This window comes from Microbacterium sp. SW12 (genome assembly GCF_055391095.1).
In genome coordinates this window covers 1,699,056-1,714,970 of sequence record NZ_AP024335.1, presented here as the reverse complement: position 1 = coordinate 1,714,970, position 15,915 = coordinate 1,699,056, and the positions used below count along the sequence as shown (strand labels likewise).

At 66.2% G+C, this 15,915-nt stretch carries 16 protein-coding genes and 1 pseudogene; 9 read left to right on the top strand and 8 right to left on the bottom strand.

Translation table 11 applies throughout. From position 1 onward, the window contains the following. Nucleotide 1: 1 nt before the first annotated feature. Nucleotides 2-634, bottom strand: a complete 633-nt coding sequence (gene yczE / locus MICSW_RS08595) for a membrane protein YczE (RefSeq protein ID WP_228178187.1) — start codon at nucleotides 632-634, stop codon at nucleotides 2-4. A gap of 59 nt (nucleotides 635-693) precedes the next feature. Here yczE and yczR point away from each other — a divergent pair, with 59 nt between their 5' ends. Beyond that, nucleotides 694-2,118, top strand: coding sequence for a MocR-like transcription factor YczR (gene yczR / locus MICSW_RS08590; RefSeq protein ID WP_228178188.1), 1,425 nt, complete (start codon nucleotides 694-696; stop codon nucleotides 2,116-2,118). A 22-nt stretch (nucleotides 2,119-2,140) separates the two neighbouring features. On the opposite strand, the gene MICSW_RS08585 is transcribed toward yczR, so the two are convergent. Then, nucleotides 2,141-2,359 carry a hypothetical protein gene (locus MICSW_RS08585; RefSeq protein WP_228178189.1) on the bottom strand — a complete coding sequence of 73 codons (219 nt, stop codon included), beginning with the start codon at nucleotides 2,357-2,359 and terminating at the stop codon, nucleotides 2,141-2,143. A 120-nt stretch (nucleotides 2,360-2,479) separates the two neighbouring features. Between MICSW_RS08585 and msrA the strand changes: the two genes are divergently transcribed. From msrA to MICSW_RS08555, 6 genes are all read left to right on the top strand, one after another. Further along, nucleotides 2,480-3,004, top strand: a complete 525-nt coding sequence (gene msrA, locus MICSW_RS08580; RefSeq protein WP_292734586.1) for a peptide-methionine (S)-S-oxide reductase MsrA — start codon at nucleotides 2,480-2,482, stop codon at nucleotides 3,002-3,004. 160 nt (nucleotides 3,005-3,164) lie between these two features. Continuing rightward, a complete protein-coding gene (locus MICSW_RS08575) occupies nucleotides 3,165-3,641 on the top strand; it encodes a single-stranded DNA-binding protein (RefSeq protein WP_464495191.1) in 477 nt (158 codons plus the stop codon). Between the two features lie 103 nt (nucleotides 3,642-3,744). After that, complete coding sequence (locus tag MICSW_RS08570; RefSeq protein ID WP_464495188.1) at nucleotides 3,745-4,707, top strand: IS481 family transposase; 963 nt, start codon at nucleotides 3,745-3,747, stop codon at nucleotides 4,705-4,707. Between the two features lie 108 nt (nucleotides 4,708-4,815). After that, nucleotides 4,816-5,286, top strand: a complete 471-nt coding sequence (locus MICSW_RS08565) for a DUF6993 domain-containing protein (protein WP_292734593.1) — start codon at nucleotides 4,816-4,818, stop codon at nucleotides 5,284-5,286. Between the two features lie 41 nt (nucleotides 5,287-5,327). Continuing rightward, nucleotides 5,328-7,007: an energy-dependent translational throttle protein EttA gene (ettA, locus tag MICSW_RS08560; RefSeq protein ID WP_292734595.1), complete on the top strand. Its 1,680-nt coding sequence runs from the start codon at nucleotides 5,328-5,330 to the stop codon at nucleotides 7,005-7,007. Between the two features lie 7 nt (nucleotides 7,008-7,014). After that, nucleotides 7,015-7,527 (top strand): acyl-CoA thioesterase, encoded by a 513-nt coding sequence (locus MICSW_RS08555; protein WP_341578859.1) that lies wholly within the window; start codon nucleotides 7,015-7,017, stop codon nucleotides 7,525-7,527. A gap of 26 nt (nucleotides 7,528-7,553) precedes the next feature. On the opposite strand, the gene MICSW_RS08550 is transcribed toward MICSW_RS08555, so the two are convergent. Then, nucleotides 7,554-8,465, bottom strand: a complete 912-nt coding sequence (locus tag MICSW_RS08550) for an acyl-CoA thioesterase (RefSeq protein ID WP_341578860.1) — start codon at nucleotides 8,463-8,465, stop codon at nucleotides 7,554-7,556. A 68-nt stretch (nucleotides 8,466-8,533) separates the two neighbouring features. Between MICSW_RS08550 and MICSW_RS08545 the strand changes: the two genes are divergently transcribed. Both MICSW_RS08545 and MICSW_RS08540 read left to right on the top strand, forming a co-directional pair. Next, entirely contained in the window at nucleotides 8,534-9,199 is a 666-nt protein-coding gene (locus MICSW_RS08545) for a DUF8185 domain-containing protein (protein ID WP_464495182.1), read from the top strand. A gap of 56 nt (nucleotides 9,200-9,255) precedes the next feature. After that, a complete protein-coding gene (locus MICSW_RS08540; protein WP_228178197.1) occupies nucleotides 9,256-10,821 on the top strand; it encodes an APC family permease in 1,566 nt (521 codons plus the stop codon). 19 nt (nucleotides 10,822-10,840) lie between these two features. On the opposite strand, the gene MICSW_RS08535 is transcribed toward MICSW_RS08540, so the two are convergent. The 5 genes and pseudogenes from MICSW_RS08535 to MICSW_RS08515 all read right to left on the bottom strand — a co-directional run bounded on the left by MICSW_RS08535 (nucleotide 10,841) and on the right by MICSW_RS08515 (nucleotide 15,846). Then, nucleotides 10,841-12,508 (bottom strand): FAD-binding dehydrogenase, encoded by a 1,668-nt coding sequence (locus MICSW_RS08535; protein ID WP_228178198.1) that lies wholly within the window; start codon nucleotides 12,506-12,508, stop codon nucleotides 10,841-10,843. Nucleotides 12,509-12,545: 37 nt separating this feature from the next. Beyond that, nucleotides 12,546-12,995 (bottom strand): globin, encoded by a 450-nt coding sequence (locus MICSW_RS08530; RefSeq protein WP_228178199.1) that lies wholly within the window; start codon nucleotides 12,993-12,995, stop codon nucleotides 12,546-12,548. Then, nucleotides 12,992-14,071, bottom strand: coding sequence for a mechanosensitive ion channel family protein (locus MICSW_RS08525; protein ID WP_228178200.1), 1,080 nt, complete (start codon nucleotides 14,069-14,071; stop codon nucleotides 12,992-12,994). The genes MICSW_RS08530 and MICSW_RS08525 overlap by 4 nt, the downstream gene beginning before the upstream one ends. A 64-nt stretch (nucleotides 14,072-14,135) precedes the next feature. Next, the gene (locus MICSW_RS08520; RefSeq protein ID WP_375236903.1) at nucleotides 14,136-14,939 is read right to left on the bottom strand and encodes an ABC transporter permease subunit; all 804 of its coding nucleotides are present in this window, start codon (nucleotides 14,937-14,939) and stop codon (nucleotides 14,136-14,138) included. Then, a pseudogene (locus MICSW_RS08515) lies at nucleotides 14,936-15,846 on the bottom strand (ABC transporter ATP-binding protein). Before MICSW_RS08515 ends, MICSW_RS08520 begins: the two are co-directional and overlap by 4 nt. Nucleotides 15,847-15,915: the final 69 nt, after the last annotated feature.

Here is a 15,915-nt window from a genome sequence, read left to right as displayed (position 1 = left end):
CCTACCTCGGTGACGCGAGGGGAGTGGTCGGCGCCGCTACCAGCCGCGATGTCGCCCGCGTGCGAGCGGTGTCGAACAGCGGCAAGGTGAGGTGTACCAGCGGGCCGATGGTCGCCGCGAACAGGACGGTCCCGAGCCCGACGGTGCCTCCCAGCAGCCACCCGATTACCAGCACGGTGAGCTCGACGCTGGCGCGAGCTGCCCAGATCGGCATCCCGAACCGGCTGCGCAGGCCGGTCATCAGGCCGTCGCGGGGACCCGGCCCGAAGTGCGCGCCGATGTACAGCCCCGAGGCGACGGCGACGAGCAGGATGCCGCTTACGAGCACCGCAAGCTGCGCGAGGAATCCCGTGATCGGTGGCAGGACCCAGAGGGTGACCTGCATCGCGGTTCCGACGACGAGGATGTTGGCCACGGTGCCGATGCCGGGGCGTTGGCGCAGCGGAATCCAGAGAAGCAGGATCAACAGGCCGAGGATGTTCGTCATCCACCCGACGCCGATACCGGTTCTGATCGACAGGCCCTCGGCCAGCACAGTCCAGGGGTCGACGCCCAGTCCAGCATCAACCGTCAGCGCAGCTCCGGCCCCGTAGAGGGGGAGCCCGATGAGAAGTTGCAGGATGCGGCGCGGCATGGCACCATCCAAGACCAGAAGTGGACTGACGTGACCAGTCCAATCGGGAAGGAGTGGCCGTGGAGTCCCGAATGTCCGCGCGATCACTGACCCTCGCACTGGGCGGATGGCGCACGCGCGAACCGGCTTACGAGGCGCTCGCCGACGGCATCCGTCTGCTCTGCTTGGACAACCGCATCGCGCCCAGGACCGCGCTTCCGGCTGAGCGCGAACTCGCCACCGCACTTCGAATCAGTCGCAGCACCGTCTCGATGGCCTATCAGAGCCTTCGCGACTCCGGGCACATCAGCAGCCTGCGGGGGTCGGGAAGCGTCACCCTTCCGCTCGGCCGGCGCGAGGTCGCGAGGGTGCTCGGAACTGACGGCACCATCGACCTCCAGCAGGCGAGCCCCCCAGCTTGGCCCGGGCTTGCGGGTCACATGGCCGAGGTTGCGGCCGATGCCGCGACCCTCGCCTCGCGCTCGGGGTACGACGTCCTCGGTCGCGCTGAGCTGCGCGAAGCCATCGCCGAGCTGTTCCGCGCTCGGGGACTGCCGACCGAGTCTCGCCAGATCATGATCACCGCCGGTGCCCAGAGCGCGATCCACCTGCTTGCGAGCGTGCTCATCGGACGCGGCGATCGCGTCGCGATCGAGACCCCCACGTATCCGCATGCAGCCGACGCACTCCGTCGCGCCGGCGGGCGGCTCGTCGGCATCCCGGTAGCGGCCGAAAGCGGATGGGATCTCGAGCGCGTCGCCGAGTCCTTCGCTCGCACCCGCCCCTCCCTTGCCTACCTCATGCCCGACTTCCAGAACCCGACGGGCCGCAGTATGTCGGCGTACGAGCGCGAGACCATCATGACGGCTGCACAGCGCTCTGGAACCCTCCTGGCGATCGACGAGACGACCGCCGACCTCGACATCGATCGAGGATCCCAGGACCGCGGTTTCCAGGCGACCGATGAATCCCTCGTGGTGCGCGTCGGGTCGCTCGGCAAGACCGTGTGGGGAGGTTTGCGTGTCGGGTGGATACGGACCGACCATGACCTCATCGACCGGCTCGTGCAGGAACGCCCGGCGTACGACCTCGGTACACCGGAGTTCGAACAGGCAGTGGCAACCGGGCTGATTCCGCGGCTGCCCGAGATCGCGCGACATCGCGGTGAGTTCCTGCGCGAGGGACGGGATGCGCTGGTCTCAGCGCTGGCGGAACGGCTGCCGGAGTGGCGCGTGCCCTCGGTTGATGGGGGAGTCGCCCTCTGGGTCGAGCTGAACGCGCCATTGAGTTCGGCGCTGGTGCTCCAAGCCAGGACGGCCGGACTGCTCCTGTCGGCCGGTCCGAGGTTCGCGCCAGATGGCGGAAACGAACGGCACCTACGCATTCCGTTTACCGCACCCCCCGGCGACCTGCGCCGGGCCGTCGAGATTCTTGCGGACGTCTGGCCGGGCGTGCTTCGAGATGCTCCGCACGGTGTCCGGGACCTCTGGAGCTCACCGGTCTGAGTCGCCGACCTCGGGACAGACGTCAGGTCGACAGCAGGAGGGCCTCGACGGCGTCATCGCGGCTCCAGAACCGTCCGAGCGCATGGAATTGCCTGTCACTCGGGTGGAAGCGTTTCACCGCGAAGTGCTCACCCTGAGCGTCGCGATCGACGCGCAGGTGACCGATCGGCCCGCGGCCCGCATCAACGACGCGCCAGGCGTCGATCCCGATCGGCACGAGCTGTATCTGTGAGGTCTGCATCAGTGTCTCCCTGAGATCGAACATAGATCCGACCTCCGACACATCGCAGGGAACAGCAATACGCGCGAGACTGTTGTTGCCAGTGGCGCCGAGAACCCGGCGCCACAACAAGGAGAAATCATGCACACGTTCGTTCTCGCAGGCGGCTGCTTCTGGTGTCTCGACGCGGCGTACCGCGCTCTTCGCGGAGTGTCGTCGGTCGTTTCGGGGTATGTCGGCGGCACCGTCGAGAACCCCTCCTATGAGCAGGTCTGCACGGGCCGTACCGGGCACGCCGAGGCCGTCGCCGTCACCTTCGATCCCGACGTCATCTCGGACGACGTCATCCTGGATGCCTTCTTCACGATGCACGATCCGCGACAGCTGAACCGACAGGGAAACGATGTCGGCACCCAGTACCGCAGCGCGATGTTCCCCGCCGACGACCAGCAGCGCGAGCTCTTCGAAGCAGCCCGCGATCGCGCGGCCGAGTGGTGGGATGGCGGCATCGTCACCACGATTGAGCCCCTCGGTGAGTTCTATCCCGCAGAGGAGTACCACCAAGACTTCTTCGCGAAGAACCCCACGCAGGGCTACTGCCTCGCTGTTGCAGTGCCCAAGGTGAATAAGGTTCGTGCGCGCTTCGCGGAGTATGTGACGGCCTGAGTTTTCCTCCCCAGCCACGCCGGTGCGCGGTCTGTCCACGGCTCAATGGGGCGGCGGACGTCGGTTAGCGATGATCGGCGAGCCTGATCTCGGCGCTGGTACCCGACGGGCACTCGGGTACCAGCGCAGCCCGGAACCGCTCCGGGCGGGAAAGGGAGAAATGCAGGACATCATCACCGTCACGGGAAACGTTGCGGGCCCTCCGGAATTCAAGATCACGGCGGGAGGTCTGCCCGTCGTCAACTTTCGGCTCGGGAGTGCGCAGCGCCGTCTCGATCGCTCGACCGGCACCTGGGTCGACGACGGGACGAACTGGTACAACGTCTCCGCGTTCCGGGGTCTTGCCGAGCACATCGCCGCCTCGGTCACGAAGGGGGAGCCGCTGGTGGTCACCGGCCGTCTGCGGCTTCGTCCCTGGGAGGCCGGCGGCAAGAAGGGTGTCAGCATCGATATCGACGCCGACACTGTCGGTCACGACTTGCGGTGGGGAACCACGACCTACACCAAGCAGGCAACCGCGCAGGGGACCGCATCCGCCGCTCCGGTGAGCCACGATGACGGTGCGGACTCGTGGGCTGCACCGGGACTCGACGGCGCCGCCGCTGCCCCAGCGGTCGGCAGCGAGACACCGTTCTAGGTGTACCGGGCCATGAGGTTGGTGGCGGTGCGGGCCTTGTGAATGGGGAGGACCTCCGGGCTTAGTGGAGATATCTGACGTCTCTGCTGACCGGAGGTCCTCGATGTCCCACGCTAATGCGCGCCTGACTGTCCGTGGCAGGCTGCTGATCGTTGAACGTGCCCGCGCCGGGTGGAAGCAGGCGCATATCGCCTCGGCGATGGGGGTATCTCGTCGCTGTGTGAAGCGATGGCTTGACCGCTATCGGGCCGAGGGCGACGCCGGCCTTCATGACCGATCGTCGCGTCCGCACCATGTCGCGAACCGCACTGCGGACGAGGTCATCGCCACGGTCGTCGCGGTGCGGACAGCAGAGCGCCTGGGGCGTGACGAGGTCGCAGCCCGGACGGGAGTGCCGGCCCGGACCGTGTCGCGCATCATCGCTCGTGCGGGGCTTCCTCGCCTGGCCGAGTTGGATCCGATGACCGGGGAACGGATCCGTGCATCCAAGACCACCACGGTTCGTTACGAGCGCGAGCGGCCCGGGGAGCTCGTGCACATGGACGTGAAGAAGCTCGGCCGCATCCCCGACGGCGGTGGATGGCGGGTTCTCGGTCGCGACGTCGTCGACCGGCACCGAAACGTCAAGATCGGGTTCGACTATGTCCACTCGCTCGTCGACGACCACTCCCGGCTCGCGTACTCCGAAGTCCTCGGCGACGAGAAGGGACCCACCTGCGCCGCGTTCCTCGAACGTGCGATCGACTACTTCGCCGCGCACGGCATCCCCCGCATCGAGCGGCTGATCACCGACAACGCGTGGGCGTACAGATGGTCGTTGCGCGAGGTCTGCGTTGCGCACGGCATCCGGCAGAAGTTCATCAAACCGCATTGCCCCTGGCAGAACGGCAAGGTCGAGAGGTTCAACCGGACCCTGCAGACCGAATGGGCCTACCGGCAGCCCTTCACCTCGAACCAGCAGCGCACCGAAGCCCTTGACCCCTGGCTCGACCACTACAACACTGGACGACGCCACTCAGCCCTCGGAGGCAAACCCCCGATCAGCCGACTGCAACCAACGTCATGACCGGGTACATCTAGGCTCCCAGGGAGCCGAGGGGAGTGGGGCTCTAGACTCCTCAGCGTGTGTGCCGCTGAAATGACCGCTCCGCCCCCTGTCAGGGGAGGCTCTCGCTTGGGCGGATTCGCCTCCATAGTCAGCGCGGCACTGGTGGTCGGGATGCTCGCGGGGTGTACCGCGACTCCGGAACCATCGCCGACGCCGACTGTCACTGCCATACCCACCCCGACTGAAACAGCGTCTGCGGCACCGGCTCAGGTCAGTGAGGCGACGACCGCCGACGAGGCGCTGCCGTTCTTCGCCGACGTCGTCGCAACCGTATGGGCAACCGACCAGCGTTTTCAGGGGCGCGCCTATATCGATGGCCTCACCCAGGCGGGTTTCGACAAGTCGGCAATGGAAGTCACGTACGACGAGTCGACCGTCGGCAACCCGGCTGAGAGCATCCAATTCTCGGTTCGGTGGGGCGAAGAGTGCCTTGTCGGCCAGGTCGGCCCTTCGACGGGAGACCCCGTGGTAGCCGTCATGCCGGGTCTTCAGACCGGCCGTTGCCTCATCGGGGACACCCGACCCATCGATTGGTGAGGCGCGGGCGACACTCGGGCGGCCCGTAGACTGGTCGGGCTATGGCTGAGTACATCTATCAGATGGTCCGCGCCCGCAAAGCTGTGGGCGAGAAGCTGATCCTCGACGACGTGACGATGGCGTTCCTCCCGGGAGCGAAGATCGGAATGGTCGGCCCCAACGGTGCCGGAAAGTCGACGATCCTGAAGATCATGGCGGGTCTTGACGCCCCGTCCAACGGTGAGGCGACCCTCAGCCCGGGGTTCAGTGTCGGCATCCTGATGCAGGAGCCGGAACTCGACGAATCCAAGACCGTTCTCGAGAACATCCAGGACGGGATCGCGGTCAAGGCCAAGCTGGATCGGTTCAACGAGATCTCGGGCCTGATGAGTGACCCCGATGCCGACTTCGACAGCCTGCTGGCTGAGATGGGGACGCTGCAAGAAGAGATCGATGCGGCAGACGCATGGGACCTCGACTCGCAGCTGGATCAGGCGATGAACGCGTTGCGCACCCCGCCGGGCGATGCGCAGGTCGCGCACCTGTCGGGAGGCGAGAAGCGCCGCGTCGCGCTCACCAAGCTCTTGCTGCAAAAGCCCGACCTGCTGCTGTTGGACGAGCCGACGAACCACCTCGACGCCGAAAGCGTGCTCTGGCTCGAGCAGCACCTCCAGAAGTATGCAGGCGCGGTGATCGCAATCACTCACGACCGGTATTTCCTCGACAACGTCGCCGAATGGATCGCGGAAGTCGATCGCGGCCGGCTCATCGGGTACGAGGGCAACTACTCGACGTATCTGGAGAAGAAGGCCGAGCGCCTCGACATCCAGGGCAAGAAGGACGCCAAGCTTGCCAAGCGCCTCAAGGACGAACTCGAGTGGGTCCGCTCCAACACCAAGGGGCGCCAGGCGAAGTCGAAGGCACGTCTGGCCCGCTACGAGGAGATGGCAGCCGAGGCCGAGCGCACCCGCAAGCTCGACTTCGAAGAGATCCAGATTCCGCCGGGTCCCCGCCTGGGAAGCGTCGTCATCGAGGCCAAGAAGCTGAAGAAGGGGTTCGACGGCCGATCCCTCATCGATGGACTGAGCTTCAGTCTTCCGCCCAACGGCATCGTCGGTGTCATCGGACCCAACGGTGTCGGCAAGACCACGCTCTTCAAGACCATCGTCGGTCTCGAACCGCTTGACGGCGGTGACCTGAAGATCGGCGAGACCGTCAAGATCAGCTATGTGGACCAGTCGCGCTCCAACATCGACCCCACCAAGACGCTGTGGGAGGTCGTGTCGGACGGGCTCGACATCATCACGGTGGGCAAGACTGAGATCCCGTCCCGCGCCTACGTGTCGAAGTTCGGCTTCAAGGGGCCCGACCAGCAGAAGAAGGCCGGCGTGCTCTCCGGTGGTGAGCGCAACCGCCTCAACCTGGCGCTCACCCTCAAGGAGGGTGGCAACCTGCTGCTGCTCGATGAGCCGACGAACGACCTTGATGTCGAGACCCTTCAGTCTCTTGAGAACGCTCTGCTCGAGTTCCCGGGCTGCGCTGTGGTCATCACCCACGACCGGTGGTTCCTGGACCGGATCGCGACCCACATCCTGGCGTACGAAGGCACCGACGAGAACCCGGATGCGTGGTACTGGTTCGAGGGCAATTTCGAGGCATACGAGAAGAACAAGCTTGAGCGCCTGGGGCCGGACGCGCTCAACCGCGCGAGTTCCACGTACCGCAAGCTCACGCGCGACTGATCCGGCGATGCCCGATACTGACACGTCCAAGGGCGGGAGAACCCGGGTTCACCTGCCGATCCACCTGCGCTGGGGCGATCTCGACGCCTTCAACCACGTCAACAACACATCGATGCTGAAGCTGCTCGAGGAGGCGCGGGTGCGAGCATTCTGGCGCCCCGGCACCGGCGAGAACGCGCCGCCGACCGCGGTCATGGACTCGAGCCTGCACTCCGGCGTCCTCACGCTTATCGCCCGTCAAGAGATCGAGTACCTGCTTCCGGTTCCCTACCAGCGGCATCCGCTCGACGTTCAGCTCTGGTTCGGCAGGCTCGGCGGCTCCAGCATCGACGTGTGCTACGAGGTCTGCAGCCCACGGGAGACTGCCGGCGAAGATGGACAGCAGATCTACGCGCGCGCCACGACGGTAGTGGTCAAGGTGGATGCCGAAACCGGCAGGCCGCTGCGTCTGAGCGAGGTCGAACGAGAAGCCTGGGCGCCCTACGTCGGTGAGCCGCTCCGGTACGGGCACCGTCGCTGAGGCGATCAGGGTTTCTGCCGAGCGTGTCAGTCCCGGTCGTGTGGCAGGCGGATCGTGATCTCCTGCGCGACGCTCGCCACCAGTATTCCCTCTGAGGAATAGATCTTCCCGGTGGCAAGACCGCGGCCTCCGCGCGCACTCGGGGACTCCTGTACGTACAGCAGCCATTCGTCGACTCGCGCGTAACGATGCCACCACATGGCATGGTCGAGACTGGCGACCTTTAGCCCGGGCGCGGACCACGCGACGCCGTGAGCGCGCAGCACGGACTCTTGGATCGTCATGTCGCTCATGTACGCGAGCGCGGCGCGGTGCAGATCGGGATCGTCGGGCAACGACCGGCGCGTGCGAAGCCACACCGCCTGGTGGGGGACGTGCTCACCATCCACGTGCAGATATATGGGGCCGGGGACGTGGCGCACGTCGAGCGGCCGGTCAGTGAACATGCGCTTGCTCATCGGATGCAGGCCGATCAAGTGATCTTCAAGGTCGGGCAGCTCGTCGGCGTGCGGGATGCCGTCGGGCATGGGCACCGCGTGTTCCAGACCGGGGCCCTCATCCTGGAACGACGCGATCATCGAGAAGATCGGCACCCCGTCCTGGTAGGCCTGCGTGCGCCGGGTCGAGAACGACCGACCGTCGTGAATCCGATCGACGGCGAACGTAATGCCCGCCGAAGAGTCGCCCGGGCGCAGGAAGTATCCGTGCATCGAGTGGACGGTTCGTCCCGGCGGCAGCGTATGGGAGGCCGCCACGATGGATTGGGACAGCACCTGACCGCCGTACACGCGCCCGAGCGGCATTGATTGCGAGACACCGGTGAAGATGTCCTCGGTGGTCCGTGCCCCGCTCGAGGACAGGGTGAGAACGGCCAGGAGTGCGGCGACCGGGTCCGCCTCCACGACCTCGCCGGGGGTGTTCGTGGCGCCGTCGGTCATCGGTTCTCCCGGAGCTTGCTGATGTCGCCGCGGCCGCGGCAGCTGTTCCGCTTGGTAGTTTAGGTCGAATGCCGACGCCCCTGAATCTCGCCGACGCCGAGACCGCTGTGGACGCGCAGACCTTCGCCTCACGCGCCGCACGCGTCGGAGACGGTGCCGTGCGTCTGCGCGCAACGGGCGGCATCCTCGTCATGACCTGCGCCCCCATCGCGCCGCGCGGGATCCTGGACACAGCCCCGACAATCCTCGGCGTGCGGGTTCTCGCCGCCGACCCGGAACTCGTATGCGACCTGGTCGTCGACGGCGCTTCTCTGCGGGCGCACGGCGTCACACTCGAATTGCCCGACGCGGGCGTGCGCGCGGCCTGGGCCGGTATCTCCCCGCCGGTGTCGGGCTGGACGGTGACCGGTGAGATCGCCTCGACCGACCTGGCCGCGGCTGCCCACCGCGGCATGGAGGAGGTCGCGACGTCGGTCCCCACGAATGCGGGTGAGGATGTGGTGCGTCAGATCCGTGCAGCGGTGTGGGGAGCGCCGGATGCAGGCCTCGGCGGACTACCGCGCGGCGTCGGATTCGTCGCCCAGGTGCTTGGCTTTCTCGGGCCAGACGTCGAGAGTGTGTCGATGCGCGAAACCGGTGCATGGGTGCGGTTGTCTCTTCGCCGCGGGCACGTTCTGGTGCGCAGATCCGGGATGAACCCGCGCGGGCCGCAGGCCGGGGGCCTCCTCGGCTGAGGGCCGGCCGAAGCATATGCTTGACCGCGAATTCGCCGTGCCCCTACGGTGACGGAATGGCGACTGCACCGATTACCTTCACGGCACCCGAGGGCAAGGGGTTGGCAGCCGGCACGCTGGGCTTGTGGGGATCGACCGTCGTCGGGTTGGCATCGACGGCGCCGGTGTACTCGCTGGTTGCAACGCTCGGGTTCATCGTCATCGCGGTGGGTGCGCAGGCGCCGATAATCTTCGTCCTGGCGTTCGTGCCGATGCTCTTCATCGCCTACGCGTACCGGGAACTCAACCGTGAGATTCCCGACTGCGGGACCACGTTCACCTGGGGAACGAAAGCCTTCGGTCCGTGGGTGGGATGGATGGGCGGCTGGGGAGTCGCCGTGGCCGGCATGGTCGTGCTGGCAAACCTCGCGCAGATCAGCGGGATCTATCTCTGGGCGCTTGTCGACGGCATCGTCGGAAGCCCCCAGGACGCTCTCCTTGCCGACAATGCGCTGCTGGTCACCGCGACGGGCGTCGTCTTCATCGTCGCGATGACGTGGGTCAGCTGGCGCGGTGTCGAGATCGGCGAGAGGGTTCAGAACATCCTGCTCGGCCTGCAGTATCTCGCACTCGCGATCTTCATCGTCGCGGCCCTCTGGCACTTCTTCTCAGGCAGCGCACCCGATCCGACTCCGTTCGAGTGGTCCTGGCTGAGCCCGTTCGCGATCGGCGACTGGAGCGGCTTCGTGCAGGCAATCCTGCTCGCCCTGTTCATCTACTGGGGCTGGGACACGACGCTGGCGCTCAATGAAGAGACGAAGGATCCCCGGCGAATCCCCGGACGCGCCGCACTGCTCACGACAGTCATCCTGCTGTTCACCTACGTTGCGGTGACGATCGCGGCGATGATGTATGCCGGGCTCGGCGATGGACCGACGGGCCTTGGCAACGAAGCCAACGCCGACGACTTCTTCATCGCCATCAAAGACGGCCTTCTCGGTCCGCTCGGGTGGGTGCTGGTCGTCGCGGTCATGGTGTCTGCGATCTCGTCGACGCAGACGACGATCCTCCCGACAGCGCGCGGCACCCTCGCAATGGCCGCCTACCGCGCTCTCCCCAGGAGGTTTGCGACGGTGCATCCGCGCTTCAAGACGCCATCGTTCTCGACCCTCGTCATGGGGATCGTCGCGGTCGTGTACTACGTCGGGATGACGCTGATCAGCGACAGCATCCTGCAGGACTCGATCCTCTCGCTCGGGCTCGCTATCGCGTTCTACTACGGAATCACGGGCTATGCGTGCGTCTGGTACTTCCGTCGCGAGCTGTTCACCTCACGGCGGAACTTCTTCTACAAGTTCCTGTTCCCGTTGCTCGGTGCGCTGATGCTGACCTACGCATTCGTCCAGTCGGCCATCGACATGTACAACGTCGACTACGGCTATACGGTGCTCTTCGGTGTCGGCGGCACGTTCGTTCTCGGCGTCGGCGCACTCGCTTTCGGCGTGTTGCTGATGTTCCTGTGGTTCCTCTTCCCGCGCGCGAAGTCGTTCTTCCGCGGCGAGAGCCTCAACCGCGACACGCCGGTCATGGTCCGCGACGAACCGTCAGCATACGGTCGCTCGGTTGACGGCGGACTGACCTGACGCTGGACGCAGCAATCGGTCACACGGTCGCAGCCGCGCCTCGCCCGGCTGCCCGACCGGAGAACAGGCATCCTCCGACGAAGGTCCCTTCGAGCGCGCGATAACCGTGCACGCCTCCGCCGCCGAACCCGCTGGCCTCGCCTGCGGCGAACAAGCCCGCGATCGGCTCGCCGCTGGGTCCGAGAACCCGCCCGGAGAGGTCGGTCTCGATGCCGCCGAGCGACTTGCGCGTCAACACGTGCAGCTTGACAGCGATCAGAGGTCCTGCAGCGGGGTCGGTGATGCGATGCGGGGCAGCCGTGCGGACGAGCCTGTCACCGCGGTAGGCGCGAGCCGAGCGCAGCATCGCGACCTGGGCGTCTTTGGTGAAGTCGTTGTCCATCTCGCGGTCTCGCGCCTCGACCTCGAAACGCACCCGGTCGGCATCCAGGGCTTCGCCGCCAGGCAGGGCCCGCATGCCCTCGATGAGGCTGTCGAGGTCGTCGCGGATGACGAAGTCGGCGCCATGGTCGAGGAAGGCTTGGACGGGACCGGCAGCGCCCTTTCCGAGCCGCGATCGCAGGAGCAGTCGCACATCCTTGCCGGTGAGGTCGGGGTTTTGTTCGCTGCCCGAGAGCGTGAACTCCTTCTCGACGATCCGCTGTGAGAGCACGAACCAGGAATGGTCGTGGCCGGTGGCTCGAAGGTGCGCGAGGGTGCCGAGCGTGTCGAACCCGGGGAACAGCGGAACGGGGAGGCGCGCGCCGGTTGCATCGAGCCAGATCGAGGACGGGCCCGGCAGGATCCGGATGCCGTGCAGCGGCCAGATCGGGTCCCAGTTCTGGATGCCCTCGACGTAATGCCACATGCGGTCGCGGTTGATGAGGTTCGCCCCCGCGGTCTCCGTGACTTCGAGCATTGATCCGTCGACGTACGCGGGTACGCCTGCCACCATGTCGGCGGGAGCTGCTCCCAGTCTCTCGGGCCACCACTGGCGCACGAGGTCGTGGTTGCCGCCGATTCCTCCGGATGCGACGACCGTTGCGCCAGCCTCGATCTCGAAGGTGCCGACGACGTCCCGCGACGTTGCCACACCACGGGCGGCGCTGGAGGGCGCCAGCACGTCGCCGGCAGCTCCTGTCACGGCGCCGTTTCGCAGCGTGAGGGAGGTCACGCGGTGGCGGGGGAGCACCGTGAGTGTTCCGGCACGCTCGGCATCCTCGAGTGCAGCCTGGAAGGGTGCGACAAGACCCGGGCCGGTTCCCCACGTGATGTGAAAGCGGGGCACGGAATTGCCGGGACCGCCGGCGGTGTAGCCGCCGCGCTCTGCCCAGCCGACGACCGGGAAGAATCCCACGCCGCGTTCGCGCAGCCAGCTGCGCTTCTCACCTGCGGCGAACTCGAGGTAGGCCTCGGCCCAGCGGCGTGGCCAGGCGTCCTCTGCCCGATCAAAACCCGCTGTGCCGAACCAGTCCTGTCGTGCCAGTTCGATGCTGTCCCGAATGCCCATCCGCCGCTGCTCGGGCGAGTCGACGAAGAACAGCCCACCGAAAGACCACCACGCCTGCCCACCGACGTTGGTGCGTGGCTCCTGGTCGATGATCGTGACACGCTTGCCCGCCGCGACTGCCTCTGCGGCGGCGACGAGTCCAGCCAGCCCCCAGCCGATCACGAGGACGTCGGTTCGGTGAACGGATGCTTCGGTCATGCGACTCCCTTGTCGTGGAATACCGTCGTCGTGTGTGTCAGTTCTCGGAGGTCAGCGGGATGTCTGCGCGACCGCCAGCCCCGGGCCCGATCTCGGTTCGTTCGAACGTGTTCACCATGGCATGCGCGGCACGACTCAGGTAGTCCCAGAGGGTTTCTTCGTGCAGGGGCGACAATCCGACCTCGTCGACGGCGGCGCGCATGTGTGCGAGCCATCGGTCGCGTGCGTCAGGATTCACCGGAAAGGGTGCGTGCCGCATCCGAAGGCGGGGATGACCCCGCTGCTGGCTGTAGGTCGTCGGTCCGCCCCAATACTGTTCGAGGAACATCAAGAGGCGCTCCTTCGCCGGCCCGAGGTCCTCTTCGGGGTACATGGGCCGCAGCACCGGGTCACCGGCGACCCCGCGGTAGAAGCCATCGACGATGCGCACGAACGTCTCATGTCCGCCGACTGCCTCATAGAACGACTGCTGCTCGGGCGTGCTCACTGCTCTGCTTCCCCGGATGCCTCGGAGTCGGCATCCGTTTTCTTACTCGTTCGCTTGGCTCGCCACACGGGCCGATCCGGAACCCCGGGCTGCGCGATGGGGGTGGGTTTGGTCCGGGGCGGGTTGGCGCCACGCACCCTGCCGGCCGTCTCGAGACCGGACAGCATGATGGAGTTCATCTGCGGCAGGGTGAGTCCGAGCCCATCGATCGCGCGCTTGAGTCTCATGCGCAGTTCGCGCGCGACGTCGTCCTTCGCCCCTGCCCGTGTCTTGATCACGATCCGGATGACCAACGCGTCGCCCGAGACCGACTCCAGCCCCCACACTTCGGGATCCTCGATGATGCGGCTGCGCCACTTCGGCTCCTGTGCGAGAGCGCGCGCGGCATCCAGCATCGCTTGTTCGACCTCGTCGACATCGGCATTCACCGGTACGGCGAGGTCGATGATTGCGCGCGACCATCCCTGTGACATGTTGCCGATGCGGGTGATTTCGCCATTGCGCACGAACCACAGCGTGCCGTTGACGTCGCGAACCTGGGTGATGCGGACACTCACGTATTCGACGACGCCGGTGGCAAGCCCCAGGTCAGCGACGTCACCGATGCCGATCTGGTCTTCGGCGACGATGAAGATCCCGTTGAGCACGTCTTTGACGATGTTCTGTGCGCCGAAACCGAGGCCGGCCCCGATGGCCGCGCTCAGCAACGTGAACGAGCCCATCACCTGAGGTCCCGCGAGGATCAGGATGATCAGCAGAATCGCGACGATCACGACGGTGACGTTCACGATGTTCTGCAGGATCGACCCGAGGGTGCGGGTCCGCTGCACGACGCGAACGGATGCCAACGGCGACCGTTCGAGCGCCTGCGTGTCGTCGACGCGAGCGCGGGATTTGGCGCCTTCGACCACCCGACGAACGACCCGACGGATGATCAGTCGCAGCACCCAGACGACCACCACGGCGCTCACGAGGACGATCGCGACCTGCAGGAGCGTGCCGCCGATCTCGCCGAGTATGGCGAGGAAGCTCTCCCACGGGGTCGCGGGTGCCGGGGCGGTCTCGAACTGGCGCATCACGAGAATCCTAGGACTCTCGTCTCAGCGTTGTCGCCGGGTTCGGACCGCCCCGGTTCATCGCTCACGCGTCGCGGCTGCGCAGCAGCACCCACCCGCCGATCAACGGGAGGATCGCCCAGCCGATGAGCGTGAGAAGGGGTGCGACGACGTCGGTGGCTCCAACGGCCGTGAGCGTCGAAGCTGCGGTCATCGGCAGGTAGGCGCCGAGATCCACGAGCCACTGCCAGCTCTCGCCAGCGAGCGAGAACAACTGGAAGACGATGGGAAGAACGAACAGGATGCCGACGGTGATCGCGATGGCGCCGGCGCCGTTTCGCACGATGAACCCGACGCCGAGTCCCAACAGTGTGAACGAGACCATCGAGAGCACCCCGTAGGAGAGCGGAATGATCGAGTCCGCTGGCGTTCCCCAGTCGATGCCCGTGGCCAGCAATGGCGCGGTGGCTGCGATCGCCACGGCGTAGGTGACGGCTGTGGCCAGGGCCATGATCACTCCGATGACCACGGCCTTGGCGATCAGCACGGCTCCGCGGCGGGGCTCCGCGGTAAGCGTCGAACGGATCATGCCGGTCGAGTATTCGCCGGTGATCACGATCGCACCGAGGATGCCGGCTACGAGCATCGTGAACTGTGTCGGCGACAGGATCGCCGAGATGGGAGGCAGTGGGTTCGGAAAGTCCCGGGAGCTCGCTGCAATGAGGCACGAGATCGCCAGGGAGAGAACGAGAGCGATCCCGAGCGACCACCACGTGGAGCGCAGGGTTGTCACTTTGATCGCCTCGCTGCGCAGCAAGTTCGCACCGGTGAGGCGGTGCGTGCCGGCGTGTTCGACCGTTCGAGTGGGGGTGGCAGTGGCGGTGGTCATGCGATCTCCTTCGTCCGGTACTCGACGGCCTCGCCGGTGAGAGCAAGGTAGGCATCCTCGAGAGAACCGGCATGGGGCGTGAGTTCGTGCAGCGGGATGCCGCGAGCCGCGGCAAGATCGCCGATGCGTGCAGCTGTCAGCCCCGTGATCGTCGCAAGCTCCGGTTCGTTCGAGGTCACGGTGACCTCCGATCCTTCTATTTCGCTGATGAGCTCGGTCAGCCGAGGCGATCGCACTGTCACGGCTGTGCTCGTCCATTCCTGAACGAGGTCGGGCAGATCACCCTCGGCGAGAACCTTGCCGCGTCCGAGCACGACGATGCGGTCTGCTGTCTGTGCCATCTCGCTCATGAGATGACTCGACAAAAGCACCGTACGTCCCTCACCCGCGACATAACGCACGAACTGCCGTACCCACCGCACGCCCTCGGGATCCAGACCGTTCACCGGCTCGTCCAAGATCAACGTGTGCGGGTCACCGAGCAGTGCGGTTGCGATCCCCAGACGTTGTCCCATACCGAGCGAGAAGGTGCCGGCGCGGCGACCGGCCACAGAGGCGATACCGGTCAGTTCGATGACTTCGTCGACCCTGGCCCGACCGAAACCGTGGGTTGCAGCGATCGCGCGCAGGTGGTTACGGGCGGACCGCCCCGTGTGAACAGCTTTCGCGTCGAGGAGAACGCCCACTTCCGTCAGAGGCGCCCGCATCGACTGGTACCGCGCGCCGTTCACGGTCACGCGACCAGCGGTCGGACGGTCAAGGCCCACGATCATCCGCATCGTGGTGGATTTGCCCGCCCCGTTCGGGCCGAGGAACCCGGTGACCTTCCCGGCGGCACGGTGAAGGAGACATTGTCTACGGCGAGTTTGTCTCCGAAGCGTTTCGTGAGCTGCTCTGCAACGATCATGCCTCCACGCTACGGAGGTCACCGCCGAGAAACATCCATCGCAAGGCGGACACGAGCGCGGGGGAAGTA

Coding starts and splice junctions, on each gene's coding strand:
- yczE (WP_228178187.1), bottom strand. CDS start 634: ATGCCGCGCCGCATCCTGCAACTTCTCATCGGGCTCCCCCTCTACGGG.
- MICSW_RS08585 (WP_228178189.1), bottom strand. CDS start 2,359: ATGCAGACCTCACAGATACAGCTCGTGCCGATCGGGATCGACGCCTGG.
- msrA (WP_292734586.1), top strand. CDS start 2,480: ATGCACACGTTCGTTCTCGCAGGCGGCTGCTTCTGGTGTCTCGACGCG.
- MICSW_RS08575 (WP_464495191.1), top strand. CDS start 3,165: ATGCAGGACATCATCACCGTCACGGGAAACGTTGCGGGCCCTCCGGAA.
- MICSW_RS08570 (WP_464495188.1), top strand. CDS start 3,745: ATGTCCCACGCTAATGCGCGCCTGACTGTCCGTGGCAGGCTGCTGATC.
- ettA (WP_292734595.1), top strand. CDS start 5,328: ATGGCTGAGTACATCTATCAGATGGTCCGCGCCCGCAAAGCTGTGGGC.
- MICSW_RS08555 (WP_341578859.1), top strand. CDS start 7,015: ATGCCCGATACTGACACGTCCAAGGGCGGGAGAACCCGGGTTCACCTG.
- MICSW_RS08550 (WP_341578860.1), bottom strand. CDS start 8,465: ATGACCGACGGCGCCACGAACACCCCCGGCGAGGTCGTGGAGGCGGAC.
- MICSW_RS08545 (WP_464495182.1), top strand. CDS start 8,534: ATGCCGACGCCCCTGAATCTCGCCGACGCCGAGACCGCTGTGGACGCG.
- MICSW_RS08540 (WP_228178197.1), top strand. CDS start 9,256: ATGGCGACTGCACCGATTACCTTCACGGCACCCGAGGGCAAGGGGTTG.
- MICSW_RS08535 (WP_228178198.1), bottom strand. CDS start 12,508: ATGACCGAAGCATCCGTTCACCGAACCGACGTCCTCGTGATCGGCTGG.
- MICSW_RS08525 (WP_228178200.1), bottom strand. CDS start 14,071: ATGCGCCAGTTCGAGACCGCCCCGGCACCCGCGACCCCGTGGGAGAGC.
- MICSW_RS08520 (WP_375236903.1), bottom strand. CDS start 14,939: ATGACCACCGCCACTGCCACCCCCACTCGAACGGTCGAACACGCCGGC.